Here is a 13,141-nt window from a genome sequence, read left to right as displayed (position 1 = left end):
CGCGTTCGCCATCGGCGTTCGCGGCGGACGTTTCCGGCGGAAACCCGACGTCATCCACGGCAGAAGACGTTGACGTCGCGAACCTGCCGGACACCGGCCGCGTGCGCTTGTGAACTGGAGCGAACAGCCCCGCCCCGGCGAACACAGGACGGCCCCGCCATGCCCACGACCGTCACCACCGGCACCACCAGCGCCTCACCCCACACACGCTTACGCGGCTGGTGGGCCGTGTTCTCCCTGACGCTCGCTCTCTTCGCCATCGTCACCACCGAAATCCTGCCCATCGGTCTGCTGACGCCGATCGGGGCCGAGTTCGGCGTCTCCGACGGCACAGCGGGCCTGATGATGACCATGCCGGGGCTCCTCGCCGCCGTCGCCGCCCCGACCGTGACCGTCGCGACGGCCCGCGTCGACCGCAGGCTGATGCTCTGCGCCCTCGTCCTGCTGCTCGCGGTGGCCAACTTCCTCACCGCCACCGCGGCGGCCTTCTGGGTGGTGCTGGTCGCCCGGGTGCTGGTCGGCATCACCATCGGCGGCTTCTGGTCGATCGGCGCCGGACTGGCCGGCCGGCTGGTCCGCCCGGCATCGACGGGACGGGCGACGGCGGTGATCTTCTCGGCCGTACCCCTCGGCTCCGTCCTCGGCGTCCCCGCCGGCACGCTCGTCGGTGATCTGGCGGGCTGGCGCACCACGTTCGCGGCGATGGGGCTGCTGAGCACCGCCGTACTGGCCCTGCTCCTCCTGACCCTGCCCGCCCTGCCCCCGGCCGAGGTCACCCGCCCCTCGGTCCTCCGCGCCCTGCTGCGCGGCACGGGCACCCGGTACGCCCTGCTGATGACGTTCCTCGTCGTACTGGCCCACTTCGCCGCGTACACCTACGTCACCCCCTTCCTGCGGCAGGTCACGCGGGCCGATCCGGGGCAAATCACCGGATACCTGCTGATCTACGGCGCCGCCGGGGTGGCGGGCAACTTCATCGGCGGCGCCCTGGTCACACGCGCCCCGCGCCTCGCGTTCGGAGCCGCCGCCGGGACGATCGCCGCCGCGACCGCGCTGCTGCCCGTCCTCGGCCGGGGCGACGCGGGCGCGCTCGCGCTGCTCATCGTCTGGGGACTCGGCTACGGCGCGGTCCCGGTCTGCTCCCAGACCTGGTTCGCCCGCGCCGCCCCGCGAACACCCGAGGCCGCCACGGTCCTGTTCACCGCGTCCTTCCAGGCAACACTGGCCGCCGGCGCGCTGACCGGCGGCGCGGTCGTCGACCACACCTCGCTCGACGCGGTCATGTGGTGCGGGGCGGTGACGGCGGGTCTGGTGGTGCTCGTGGCGGGCGCCCGGACTGCGGAGCTTCGTCCGCCGGGCCGTTGAGGACGCGCGGGCGGTTCCCCGGTTCACAAGCGGTCAGGGGCGCGTTCGGCGAGGACGAACCAGACGGTCTTCGCGGTCCGTACCCGCCCGCCGCGCGTCGTGGTTCCCCACCGATCGGTCAGGCTCTCCACGATGAAGAGCCCGCGCCCGCTCTCAGCGTGCGGCGCGACGCCCGGCCTCGGCAGGCGGCCCGGTTCGTCGTCGGTCACGTAGACCATGACCTGACGGCGGTTCACCGTGACATCGACCTGGATGCGCGCCGACCGCGTGTGGCAGTGCGCGTTGGACACCACCTCGCTCACGCACAACCGGGCATCGTCGACCAGCCCCGGGTGCTCGGTGGTCCGCAGCAGCGCGCCCACGAAGTCCCGCGCGACGCGGGGTGCGGTGGGGGTGTTGGGCGCGACGAGCCGGTAGCGCTCACCGCGCTGCGGGAGGTACGGGGCGGGCGGGGGCGGAACGGTTACGGGGGTCATGGCGCGGTCTCCCTACGGGTGCGGGTCTCCGGTACGTCGCCGGACCGTTCCGCTGCGCCGTGGCGTCGGCCGGTCCCGCGCGAGGGCAACTCGCTTACGGGTGGCTGCACTTCGGAGCACCGAGCCGATTCCGGTCGATACACCCGGACACTAGGGTGCAACATTGGGACGGCGCAACAGTGGGACGGCTGTAACACTCATACGAGTGGACCAGCAGCACAGTGGCGCGGCACACTCGTACCCGCACGAAGGGGAGGGCCGATGCCACCAAGGAGCTACCCGACCGCCAGGCAGAAGCGATTGGGCGCGGAGCTTCGCAAGCTGCGCGAGCGCGCCGGAATGTCCGGGAGCGAGGCCGCCGCGTTCCTGGGCGGCGAGCGCGCGCAGATCAGCCACATCGAATCCGGTCGCTACGGCGTGAGCGACCAGCGCGTCCGTCGCTTGGCCGCCCATTACTCGGCCGGTACGAAACACCTGGTGGACGCACTCGCGAGTATGGCCGAGGAGCGCACCAAGGGCTGGTGGGAGGACTACCGGGGAATACTCTCACCCGGATTCCTGGACCTGGCCGAGCTGGAGCATCACGCCATATACATCCGCACCATTCAGATGCTCTATGTACCCGGCGCGTTTCAGACGGAGGCATATGCGAGAGCGCTCATTCGAGGCGGCCTCACCGACCTCCCGGCCTCGGAACTGAATACTCGCGTCGAGCACCGCACCAGGCGCCGGGATATCTTCGACCGCCCTCAGCCCACCCCGTTCGAGGCCTTCATCCACGAGGCCGCACTTCGCATGCGGTACTGCGACGCCGACACGATGCGCGAGCAACTGGAGTTTCTGCGCACGGTTTCCACTTGGCCGTCCGTGACCGTCCGCATCATTCCGTTCTCCGCGCAGATCACCAGTTCGGTGCACTCGATGCTGTACGCCGGAGCAACTATTCCGGCACTCGACACAGTCCAGATCGACAGCTCGTTCAACTCGGGCTTCCTGGACGCCGAGGCCCAAGTCGCCAAGTACCGCGCACTGCTTGATTCCGTCGAGTCGATCGCCCTCGGGCCGAAGGAATCGGACCAATTCATCCAACGCGTCGCAAAGGAAATGTGAGCCAACGGGCATGACAGAGGCAATCAACTGGCAGAAATCCTCTTTCTCGGGACCGGACGACAATCAGAGCTGCATCGAACTGGCGCCCGTGGACGGCGCGATCAAGATGCGCGAGAGCGATGACCCCGACCTGGTCGTCACGACGAGCGTCGCCAAGCTCCGCGCCTTCGTCCTGGGCGTCAAGGCCGGCGAGTTCGACCACCTGATCTGACCGACTCGGCCGAGCGCCCTCCGCCTGAATGCCAGGTGGAGGGCGTTTCGCGCGACTCGGCACAACTTTGGAACGTCCCACTGCCGCGCCGCTCACATCGGTGACGCTACGGTCACCGTACGTCGCCGCCCCGGCTGGGCGCACCGCTCAACCGCGCCAGGAAACGCCGTAACTCTGCGCGCATGAGCGCCAGTTGCGGGCCGCGTATCCCACGCTGTGATCGGACGGGACCATGCGTACGTCACCCCGCACCACCTCCGTAGAGGCCCGCGTCGAACGCGGCTTCCGGTTCGAGGTGCTCCGGTTTGCCGGTGCGGCTTCAGCACCATCGCGGTCGCAGGCACTGCCGCTCCGGCCCAGTCAGAGCCGGTGACCCAGACCATCGAGATGCCCACCATCACGGCAGGCCTCTCCACCACCGTCGCGGCGTCCGCCGAGGCCACCCAGCAGGTCGCCCTGGACCTGGAGACGCAGGCCCACGAGGACGCGGCACACATCGAAGAGCCGTCGCTCCCCCGCTCGGGAGCCGCGGCTCTTCGACGTTTGCGCAGGACCTGTATGGGGTTGTCCCGTGGAGGAAGGATCGGGAAGCGGTTCACATTCACCACTTGCCGCACCGTTAAGCTCGGCATCATGCCCAAGACGCCTCCCGTTTCTTCTGCGCCCATGCTTGGCAATGTGATTCTCACCATGGGTGATCGCCCGGCCGAGGTGGCAGCGCTCCTGGAGTCGGTAGAGAAACAGGACGGGGGGCCGGTACCCACCGTTGTGATCGGGCAGGGTGCCCCCTTGCCGCCGATGCCGGCCTGGGTGGACGCCGTCGAGCTGGCGGAGAATCTGGGTATCCCGGGGGGTCGCAATGTCGGTGTGCAGCGCCTGCGGGATCGTGGCGACATCGATGTGGTGGTGGTCCTGGACGATGACGGTTTCCTGCCGCGCCAGGACACGATGCAGCTCATCCGTGAGGCCTTCGCCGCGTCACCCGACCTCGGCGTAGCGGGTTTCCGTATCGAGGACGAGGAGGGGCTGACGCAGCGGCGCCACGTCCCGCGTCTGCGCGCGTCGGACCCCATGCGTTCGGGGAGGGTAACCACCTTCCTCGGCGGCGGCCACGCGATCCGGATGAGCGTGATCAACGAGGTGGGTGATTTCCCGGCCCCGTTCTTCTACGCGCACGAGGAGACCGATTTCGCATGGCGCGCGCTGGATGCCGGCTGGGACATCGAATACCGGGCCGACATGGTCCTCCGGCACCCCCGTACATCCCCGGCCCGGCATGCGGCCTACTACCGAAACGTGGCACGCAACCGGGTGTGGCTGGCCCGTCGGCATCTTCCCGCTGTCCTGGTCCCTGTCTATCTGGGGGTCTGGGCACTGCTCACGATGGTGCGCCGCCCGCCACTGTCCGGACTTCGAGCATGGTGGGGCGGGTTCTTCGAAGGCGTACGGACGCCATGCCCACCCAGGCGGCCTATGCGCTGGAGGACGGTCTGGCGGATGACACGGCTGGGCCGTCCACCGGTCATCTGACCAGATGGACGACCCGGAACAGATCAGCTCAGGACAGTGTGCAACGCACCCACGACCCTCATGCCGTCGTCGTCAGTCATCGCCGGGTAGCAGGGCAGCGAGAGCTGCTGACCTGCAACACGGTCGGTGACCTGGAGACGGTGCGTCTTCTGACCGCCACGCAGATGGCTGCTCGGCTGGTGACGGTCGTAGGCCGCGAGGGCGTGCACCGGCTTGAAGTGGCAGCTCGTTCCGATCATGTGGTTCGTGAGCAGCTGTTCGGCCACAATGTCGCGGGTCATGCCGCAGGCGTCCGGGGCGATCAGTACGGAGTAGAGGAACCACCCGTGCTCAACCCCGTCGAGGACAGTGGGCAGGACCAGGCCGGGCAGGCCCGCGAGCTCACTGGTGTACATCTCGGCGATCTCTCGGCGGCGGGCCGTGAAGACGGGAAGTTTCCGGAACTGCTGGAGCCCGACGGCTGCCGTGATATCGGACATGACGTACTTCAAGCCCGGGACCGTGACTTCGTAGTCGGCAGTGCTCCGGCGCCTGTGACGCTGCCACACCGATGAGTCGATGCCGTGGCGCCCTAGCAGCCGGGCTCGTTCGACGAGACGCCGACGCCCCAGGAGCATTCCTCCCTCTCCGCTGGTGATGACCTTGTTCGCGTAGAACGACAGGGTCGTGAGGTCGCCGACGCTGCCGGCCCGATGACCGCCGCGGCTTGCCTGGAGCGCGTGGGCGGCGTCCTCGATGAGGACCAGACCGTGTTCGTCGGCCAGCTTCCGGAAGGCGAGCAGGTCGCAGGGGTGTCCTCCGTAGTGCATCACCACGATCGCCTTGGTGTCGTTGGTAATCGCGGCCTGAGTCGCAGCCAGGTCGAGGTTGTACGTGTCGGGGTCGACGTCGACGAACACCGGATCGGCTCCGGTTTGCACGATCGCGTTGGGGGCGGCACAGAACGTCAGGCTGGGGGTAATCACCTGGTCCTCTGGGCCAATGCCCGCAGCAAGCAATCCGAGGTGCAGAGCGGCGGTGCAGGAGGACACGGCGAAGCTGTCTTCCTGGCCCAGTGCCTCACGTACTTCGCACTCGAACTGAATGGCCTTGGGCCCGTGGGTCAGCCATCCCGAACGGAGAGTGTCGGTGACCTCGGCGATCTCCTCATCTCCGATGGACGGCCTGTTCCATGGGAGAAAGGCGTCGGAGCCGGCGTTCATCGTCCGTCTCCGAAGGCAGTCACGTACTCGTTGTGAAGACGTTCACAGTCCGGCGAGCCGAGTACGGCTACCCGGCTGCCGGCCATGGCGAAGCGCAGCCCGGCGTGGTTGTCGTACTGCGGATCCTGCGGATCCTTGACCATGCCAGTGGCGACGGCCGTGGCGATCTCCTCCACACCCTGCTTCAGCGTGGTGGAGCAGGAGTCGGGCATCGCTTCCCGCAGCCGCGCGAAGGACACCCGGTAGTCGCGGGCGTCGGTCTCGTCGAGCTCCGGGCCGTAATCAATCACGGCCAGCGGAACAACGGCCTCGACGGTTGCGGCGATGTCGCCGATGGTGTGGTTCTCCTGATCGCTGCCGACGTTCCAGACGTGGTCGCCGGGCATGGTCAGGGACTCCGTCAGGACGTGTACGACGTCGTTGACATGCACGAGAGGACGGCGCTGGCCGCCACCGTTGAGAGGAATGCGCCCGTCGGCCACGGCACGCGAGGTCATCCGGTTGACAACCGAATCCAGGCGCTGACGCGGCGACCGCCCATGGACCGTAGCCAGCCGCAGGATGGTGGTGGGGATATCTCCCAGGACCGCGGGCAACCGCCTCTCCGCCAGGACCTTGGTCCGGGCGTAGATCCCCAGCGGGTTCGTCGTAGTGTCCTCGTCCACGGTTCCCTCGTGACGGCCGTAGACGCTGCACGAAGAGATGAAGACGAACCGCCCAACGCCGGCCTTCACAGCGGCGTCCCCGGCCAGCATCGGGGCCGCATAGTTGAGTTCGACCGCGAGCCGCTCGTCGACGGCGCAGGCAGGCTCACCCACGAGTCCGCCGAGGTGCACGACCACGTCCGCCCCGGCCGAGACGTCCCCGAGAACGACGGGGTCACGCAGGTCGCCCTGAACGAACCTCACTGCCAGGGGGAGGAGTTTGGTGGGGTCGTCGTCGCGGTTGTAGATCAAGCCGTCGACCACGGTGACGTCGTGGCCCTGGCGTACGAGGTAGTCGGCAGCGACAGAGCCGATGTATCCGGCTCCGCCCAGCAGGACAACGCGCATGGTTCTCTCCTTCGACTGGGTCAGACGGTGGGGGCGGGTGCGGGAACCATCCAGTCGGGCACAACGTCCGGGTTGGACTTGAGCCACTGGACGTAGCGGTCGATGCCCACCTCAAGCGTGACGGTCGGCTTCCAGCCAAGGAGCTCCCGGGACCTGCGTGTGTCCGCATAGCCGCCGAGCGGGTCGCCTTCCGGCAGGGGTGCGTTGACGAGTTCGACGTCCGGGTAGTGGCGGCCGATCACCTCAGCGATCTCGCGGACCGACGTCGCCCGTCCGCTACCGACGTTGATCGTCTGACCCGAAGCACCGTCCGCGATGAGCGCCAGCACCGTCGCGCGGGCGATGTCATCGACGTGCACCATGTCGCGTACCTGCCGGCCGCCACCGTTGAGACGCATGGGCATTCCGAGCTGGGCCGCCATCGAGAGCCAGGGGACCATCCACGAATGCGATCCGGGCTTCGGCACCTGAGGGTCGCCATAGACGGAGAAGTACCGCACCACCGAGTACTGCTGCGATTGAGAGCCCCCAAGCATCAGCCGCACCTGGTGTTCGCCCCACAGCTTGGTGTTGGCGTAGACGGAGATCGGCACCAGCGGCTGACTCTCGGTGAACTCCTGCACACCGTCGCCGCCACCGTTGCCGTAGACAGAAGCCGAGGACACGAACACCAGCCGCTTCACTGGCGACCCGAGAGTCTCCTCCAATACGGTCTGTGTCCCCTGAAGGTTCGCTGCGAATGCGACCTCCGGCTGACGGGTGCATGCCGCGACATCCGCGTAGGCGGCTGCGTGGATCACGTAATCGGCTCGCTGAACCAGTGACCGGACGGTTGCCGCTTCGCGGACGTCGCCAAAGACCACTCTGGCTGCGTTCACATCCACGTCAAACAGCCCGCGGACCGAGTGCGGGTAGGCATCGAACCGGTCCAGAACACTCGCGTGGGCTCCGTTCGCGTTCAGCAGCGCAACGATGCGGCTGCCGACAAGACCGCCGCCCCCTGTCACAAGTACGCGGGCGCCTTCGAGCTCCCGTAAGCGCGAATCGCTCATGATTGTGGCCTTTCAGGATGCTGATGCATTCGGATGGGTTTCCGTTATCGGTTTGCTTCACGACGCCGCGGGAGCCCGGATTCGGGCAACTGCGAGGGTCTGGTCCGGCAGATCGGGCGGAGTCACGATGCGTCCGGAGCAGTGGGGACAGAGCGGGCCGCCCGCTGGGCATGACGGACGTTCTGCCGCCATGCCATGCCCTCCACAAACCGAGGAATCGGCGGAGCTGGTACGACTGCATGGTGCTGCCGGCCATATCAGGTGTCTGCCACAGGCAGCCGGACAGCTCCGGCTCCACATCCTCGGTCGCTGGTCGCCGAGGTTCCGGAGGCCCGCACCATGTCGGACGCATACCGCTGGAGTCGAACATCCGCGACCACTGGCCCGTGCGGCACATCCGGTGTACCGATGCCCGCCAATCGCCCGCGCTCCGCGAGACTGCTCATGCCCGCGGCCGCATCAAAGGCAAGATCAGGGACTCACACCGACCCGGCGTCAATCTCGCGGCGCTTCTCCTCGGCCTCGGGCGGGCGACAGGACGCACGTCGGTTCGCCCGGCCTTTATCGAGAGCAGGTTCACTGGTACCCCTCACCGGCGGTCCGGCCACCAGGCCCAAGCCACCTTTGCCCAAGAGTCGTTCAACGTGACGGCATTTGCCGCGTCTACGGATGCTGGTCGCGATAGCCGCTGCCGCAGTACGCTCGGGCCCTCTCAGAAGGCCCATAAGCCATGCCCTCACGCTACGCAGACGGGCGTTGGGAGAGGACTGACTGCGGGTACGAGTAAGAGCAGGCCCAACCGCCAAGGGGAGGCGCCATGGCCGCAGGCAGCAGAAGGGCAGCCCACGCAACACTGACTGGGAGCAGCCCTGCACGACGGCCACGTGAAGGTGCGGTCACGGGCCACCTCTTCAAGGTGATACGCGAGCACGTGCCCCGCACTCAGGACGAACTGGCTGAAGCCCTTGGTGTGGACAAGACGACGGTCCAGGGCTGGGAGTCGGGGCGCCGCCCTCTCACCTCGACCCAAGCAGGGAACCTCCGCGCCATCTCCCGCACCCTGCTGCGCCTCGGGGCGCCCTCCATGATGCTGACGCTCCTGGATGAGGCGGTGGATGCGGACGCCGTGATTGCTCACGCCTTGTCCGGGCCGCCATCAGTCACGCTCTCCCAACACCCTTTAACGAACTGGGTGTTCACCCGTGATACCGCACACATGCTGGCTTGGGCACTGAACGGCACCTCGCCGGCTGCGCTCCCCGCCTCCGCCCCGAAGGGTCGGCGTGGACCGGCTCGTTCCTCACCACTCCTCGATCCCAGCGATCAACAGGCCTTCTACGACCACATGCGGCGTGCAGCCGAGCTGGCAGACCACGCAGGGGAGAGCGGCGCCCTGCTGCGTCGCCAGGCCCTCTACCTCTGCTCGTACGACAAAGCTCCGGACACGCGGTCTTGGCTCGCCAACATGCGCCGCCACGCCCCAGGCATTCGCTCCGGTTGGACGCCTCATTGGGCAGACAGCCGCTCGGTCGCTGCATCGCTGACCCGCCACGGCGATCGTGAGCCGTTGTACGCCTTCATCCGTAACGGCATGGGCGACGAAACCGGCGAGTTCGCCAACCTCAACTACTGGGCTTACTGGCTCGGCATCGACCAACTCCCCCGGTCTGACGACACCTTCATGATTGACCGGTCCGACACCACATGGGACGGGCTCGCGCTCCTTCGGAAGCTGGCTGATCGCCTCGCCCCCGACCTGGGCTGCATCGATCTCAACGCCCACACCGTGTGGGCCCTGCTCTCCTCACGCCGCGGCCTCCTCTTGGCCGACCCGCACCTGAACCGCCTCCTCACCAACCAGGTCACGGTCCTTCTGGACGGCGCCGGAATCTCCCCTCAGACCAGGCGCGAGATGGAATCCGTGCATTACGGTCTGACTCTGCACACCTGATCAACTCCACTGGAGGGGACGCCATGACAGACGCCAGCAGCACCAACCACGACACCGGAACAACTGGTTACCTGCTGGAGATGGGCGCTCTGAAGCGCGGCAAGCGCAGCGGCTGGTGGATTGCCGGCGTCAAGGACCCGGAGACAATCGCCGAGCACTCCTGGCGCACTGCGGTCGTCGGGTCCGTCCTGGCCATGATGGAAGGCGCCGACCCTGCCAAGGTCGCCCTCCTCTGTACCTTCCACGACACGCAGGAGACCCGCATCGGCGACATCCCGTGGATCGGCCGCCGGTACATCAAAGTGGCCAGGAACGAGGACGTCACAGCCGATCAGGTTTCCGATGCGCACCCCTCGGTGGCAAGCGGGATCAAGGCGATCGTCGACGAGTACGAGAACAGCGATTCGCTTGAAGTCCTCGTAGCCCATGACGCCGACAAGCTGGAGTGCATGATTCAGGGGCTGGAATACCTTCAGCAGGGTTACCCGGCAGCGCAGGAATGGGTTGACTCGACCAGGGCCAAGCTCAAGACCCCCTCGGCTCTCGCGCTCGCCGATGCTGCGCAGAAGATGTCCCTCGCCGAGTGGCAGCGCACCTACCTCCGATAGCCACGCCCACTAGCACTCCAGCAGGATTTTACGGTCTGACCTGCGTGTTTCGCCTGGCAGCTGAAGTACCAGGGCCAGGGGCGTCTCCGCAGGGCCGTTGACGGATCGGTCCGCGTTCCTCTGTTCACAAATGTTCTCGGGCGTTCTCGGCGAGGACGAACCAGACGGTCTTCGCGGTCCGTACCCGCCCGCCGCGCGTCGTGGTCCCCCACCGATCGGTCAGGCTCTCCACGATGAAGAGCCCGCGCCCGCTCTCAGCGTGCGGCGCGACGCCCGGCCTCGGCGGCCGGCCCGGTTCGTCGTCGGTCACGTAGACCATGACCTGACGGCGGTTCACCGTGACATCGACCCGGATGCGCGCCGACCGCGTGTGGCAGTGCGCGTTGGACACCACCTCGCTCACGCACAACCGGGCATCGTCGACCAGCCCCGGGTGCTCGGTGGTCCGCAGCAGCGCGCCCACGAAGTCCCGCGCGACGCGGGGTGCGGTGGGGGTGTTGGGCGCGACGAGCCGGTAACGCTCACCGCGCTGCGGGAGGTACGGGGCGGGCGGGGGCGGAACGGTTACGGGGGTCATGGCGCGGTCTCCCTACGGGTGCGGGTCTCCGGGGTGGTGCGCGGTGGGCCTTGCTCGTGGCATCGGTCGATCCGGCGGGCAATCAACTTGCCTATGGATGACTGCACTTCGAGCTGCAACGTCTTCGAGCACCTACCAGTGGGACCATAGAGAGCAAGAAAGCCACGTAGCAAGATTGCCCCTTCCTTTTCACGCGATCGGGTGGGCCGTCGTAGCTCCGGCACGCGAGACTGCACACGAGCGAAGGATGGTGACATGCCACCAAGGGACAACCCGACTGCGCGCCAAGCACGTTTGGGCTGCGAGCTGAGGAAGCTGCGTGAGCAGGCCGGCCGGACCGCCCGCGAGGCAGCCGCGCTCATCTCGACCGACCAGGCGAAGATCAGCCACACCGAATCGGGCCGCATCGGTATCAGCGAGGAGCGAATCCGCCGCCTGGCCAGTTTCTACGCCTGCGACGACGCCCCGTTGATCGAGGCGCTGTGCGCCATATCGCGAGAGCATCGGGGCCAGTTCTGGTGGGACGAGTACCGTGGCGTGCTGGCGCCGGGCTTCCTGAACATCGCGGAGCTGGAACACCACGCGAGCTACCTCCGCTGCCTCCAGGCCATGACGCTGCCGGGGCTGCTCCAGACCCCTGAGTACGCACGCGCACTGTTCGAAGGCGTGCTGCCCAAGCTACCCGAGGACGAAGTGGAGGCGAGGGTCGAGCACCGCATGCGCAGGGGCGCGGTACTCGACCGCGAGAAGCCTCCAAAATTCGACGTCATCGTCCATGAGGCAGCCCTCCGGATGCGGGTCGGCGGCCGAAAGGTCGCACGGGCACAACTGGAACGCTTCCTGGAGGCGTCGGACCGCCCGTCGATAACTGTGCGCGTGATCCCTTTCGCGAGCGAGAGGTTCGTCGAAGTGACACAGACCGTGCTGTACGCGGGCGGGGTCACGCCACATCTGGACACCGTCCACATCGACGCCCCGTTCAAAGGCGTCCAACTGGACGCCATGGCCGATCTGCACCGGTACCGCCTTCAGCTCGACTACGCGGAGCAGGTCGGCCTCGACCCCGAGGAGTCGCGGAGCTTCATTCACCACCTCACTCGCGACCTGTGATAATCCGCGGCATGAACACTGAAATCAGGTGGCAGAAGTCGTCGTTCTCCGGCGGCGGAGAGCAGTGCGTCGAGGTGGCACAGGACGCAGAACAGATCCTGATGCGTGAGAGCGACGATCCCGGCGCCGTGACCACCACGAGCCGGGCCAAGTTCGCCGCGTTCATCAAGGGAGTCAAGGCCGGCGAGTTCGACCACTTCGCCCAGTAGGAACCTTCAGCCGCATCGACCACGAGAGCCCCCTGCCCAGCGGCGGGGGGCTTCAGCACGTCTCGAACACATACCTGCCCCGGGGCATGGTTGCGCCGCAAGGCCGGGTGACGCAACCGTCACCGTACGTCGCCACCCGGTCGAGCCCACCGCTCAACCGCACCAGGAGACGCCGTAACTCTGCCCACACTCAGGCAAGTTGCGGGCCGCGCGCCCACACGCTGTGATCGGACGGTCGACCATGCGCACGTCACCCCGCCCCACCCCCGTAGAGGCCCGCGTCGAACACGGCTTCCGGTTCGAAGTGCTCCGGCACTTCCCCGCCGCCGGCTTCGTCCCGGAACCGGTCGACCTCCGCGTCCTGCCCGCTCCCCGCGAAGCCATCCGCGTCACCGATCAGAGCGTCCTCGGCGCAGCGCACCGCGAGATCCGCCCCGCCTGCGAGGAGCGCCGGGTAGACCGTGCTCGTGAACACGCCCTCAGGGCGGCCCCGTCCACGCGTCGTCGTTCGTCCTGACCCAAACGGCCCCGGTGACGACATTCCGGCAAGCAATGGGCCGGAGACAAGTGATGTCGTGAACTCAGCGGCCCTAACAACGGCTAACACAATGAGGTGGATCGGTCCTGTTGACCGTGTCCGCGTCAGAGATTCAGCGTTGTTCGGGCATGGGGACTTCGCCGTGGATCG

Annotated in this window: 14 protein-coding genes; 8 read left to right on the top strand and 6 right to left on the bottom strand. The window is 67.3% G+C overall.

Translation table 11 applies throughout. The features are described from left to right. Positions 1 to 159: 159 nt before the first annotated feature. Positions 160 to 1,365: an MFS transporter gene (locus ACIO3R_RS34020; RefSeq protein WP_402110893.1), complete on the top strand. Its 1,206-nt coding sequence runs from the start codon at positions 160 to 162 to the stop codon at positions 1,363 to 1,365. A gap of 23 nt (positions 1,366 to 1,388) precedes the next feature. Here the strand turns inward: ACIO3R_RS34020 and ACIO3R_RS34015 are convergent, their stop codons facing one another. Then, the gene (locus ACIO3R_RS34015) at positions 1,389 to 1,841 is read right to left on the bottom strand and encodes an ATP-binding protein (RefSeq protein ID WP_402110891.1); all 453 of its coding nucleotides are present in this window, start codon (positions 1,839 to 1,841) and stop codon (positions 1,389 to 1,391) included. A gap of 261 nt (positions 1,842 to 2,102) precedes the next feature. Here ACIO3R_RS34015 and ACIO3R_RS34010 point away from each other — a divergent pair, with 261 nt between their 5' ends. The 3 genes from ACIO3R_RS34010 to ACIO3R_RS34000 all read left to right on the top strand — a co-directional run bounded on the left by ACIO3R_RS34010 (position 2,103) and on the right by ACIO3R_RS34000 (position 4,692). Further along, on the top strand, positions 2,103 to 2,951 hold the full coding sequence (locus ACIO3R_RS34010) for a helix-turn-helix domain-containing protein (RefSeq protein ID WP_402110890.1): 849 nt from the start codon (positions 2,103 to 2,105) through the stop codon (positions 2,949 to 2,951). A gap of 10 nt (positions 2,952 to 2,961) precedes the next feature. Then, entirely contained in the window at positions 2,962 to 3,162 is a 201-nt protein-coding gene (locus tag ACIO3R_RS34005) for a DUF397 domain-containing protein (protein WP_311303850.1), read from the top strand. Positions 3,163 to 3,828: 666 nt separating this feature from the next. Continuing rightward, the gene (locus ACIO3R_RS34000) at positions 3,829 to 4,692 is read left to right on the top strand and encodes a glycosyltransferase family 2 protein (protein ID WP_385349913.1); all 864 of its coding nucleotides are present in this window, start codon (positions 3,829 to 3,831) and stop codon (positions 4,690 to 4,692) included. Positions 4,693 to 4,715: 23 nt separating this feature from the next. Here ACIO3R_RS34000 and ACIO3R_RS33995 read toward each other — a convergent pair whose 3' ends face one another. Genes ACIO3R_RS33995 through ACIO3R_RS33985 form a run of 3 tightly spaced genes read right to left on the bottom strand, consistent with a single transcriptional unit; the run spans position 4,716 to position 7,998 of the window. After that, positions 4,716 to 5,894 carry a DegT/DnrJ/EryC1/StrS family aminotransferase gene (locus ACIO3R_RS33995; protein WP_385349874.1) on the bottom strand — a complete coding sequence of 393 codons (1,179 nt, stop codon included), beginning with the start codon at positions 5,892 to 5,894 and terminating at the stop codon, positions 4,716 to 4,718. Beyond that, the gene (locus tag ACIO3R_RS33990; protein WP_385349877.1) at positions 5,891 to 6,946 is read right to left on the bottom strand and encodes an NAD-dependent epimerase/dehydratase family protein; all 1,056 of its coding nucleotides are present in this window, start codon (positions 6,944 to 6,946) and stop codon (positions 5,891 to 5,893) included. The genes ACIO3R_RS33995 and ACIO3R_RS33990 overlap by 4 nt, the downstream gene beginning before the upstream one ends. A gap of 20 nt (positions 6,947 to 6,966) precedes the next feature. Next, positions 6,967 to 7,998, bottom strand: a complete 1,032-nt coding sequence (locus tag ACIO3R_RS33985) for an NAD-dependent epimerase/dehydratase family protein (protein ID WP_385349880.1) — start codon at positions 7,996 to 7,998, stop codon at positions 6,967 to 6,969. Between the two features lie 931 nt (positions 7,999 to 8,929). Here ACIO3R_RS33985 and ACIO3R_RS33980 point away from each other — a divergent pair. Together ACIO3R_RS33980 and ACIO3R_RS33975 are read left to right on the top strand one after the other, a co-directional pair. Beyond that, the gene (locus ACIO3R_RS33980; protein ID WP_402110887.1) at positions 8,930 to 9,949 is read left to right on the top strand and encodes a helix-turn-helix domain-containing protein; all 1,020 of its coding nucleotides are present in this window, start codon (positions 8,930 to 8,932) and stop codon (positions 9,947 to 9,949) included. A gap of 23 nt (positions 9,950 to 9,972) precedes the next feature. After that, positions 9,973 to 10,557 (top strand): HD family hydrolase, encoded by a 585-nt coding sequence (locus ACIO3R_RS33975; RefSeq protein ID WP_402110886.1) that lies wholly within the window; start codon positions 9,973 to 9,975, stop codon positions 10,555 to 10,557. A 124-nt stretch (positions 10,558 to 10,681) separates the two neighbouring features. Here the strand turns inward: ACIO3R_RS33975 and ACIO3R_RS33970 are convergent, their stop codons facing one another. Next, a complete protein-coding gene (locus ACIO3R_RS33970; RefSeq protein ID WP_402110884.1) occupies positions 10,682 to 11,134 on the bottom strand; it encodes an ATP-binding protein in 453 nt (150 codons plus the stop codon). Positions 11,135 to 11,389: 255 nt separating this feature from the next. On the opposite strand from ACIO3R_RS33970, the gene ACIO3R_RS33965 reads away from it, so the two are divergent. Together ACIO3R_RS33965 and ACIO3R_RS33960 are read left to right on the top strand one after the other, a co-directional pair. Next, complete coding sequence (locus ACIO3R_RS33965; protein WP_385036984.1) at positions 11,390 to 12,244, top strand: helix-turn-helix domain-containing protein; 855 nt, start codon at positions 11,390 to 11,392, stop codon at positions 12,242 to 12,244. 11 nt (positions 12,245 to 12,255) lie between these two features. Next, a complete protein-coding gene (locus ACIO3R_RS33960) occupies positions 12,256 to 12,453 on the top strand; it encodes a DUF397 domain-containing protein (RefSeq protein WP_363069715.1) in 198 nt (65 codons plus the stop codon). A 250-nt stretch (positions 12,454 to 12,703) separates the two neighbouring features. Here ACIO3R_RS33960 and ACIO3R_RS33955 read toward each other — a convergent pair whose 3' ends face one another. Continuing rightward, complete coding sequence (locus ACIO3R_RS33955) at positions 12,704 to 12,928, bottom strand: hypothetical protein (protein ID WP_402110882.1); 225 nt, start codon at positions 12,926 to 12,928, stop codon at positions 12,704 to 12,706. Positions 12,929 to 13,141: the final 213 nt, after the last annotated feature.

The sequence above is a fragment of the Streptomyces sp. NPDC087428 genome (assembly GCF_044744085.1).
Taxonomy (GTDB): Bacteria; Actinomycetota; Actinomycetes; order Streptomycetales; family Streptomycetaceae; genus Streptomyces.
The sequence above is the reverse complement of the archived record's forward strand: the minus strand, read 5'-3'. Positions and strand labels throughout refer to the sequence as shown.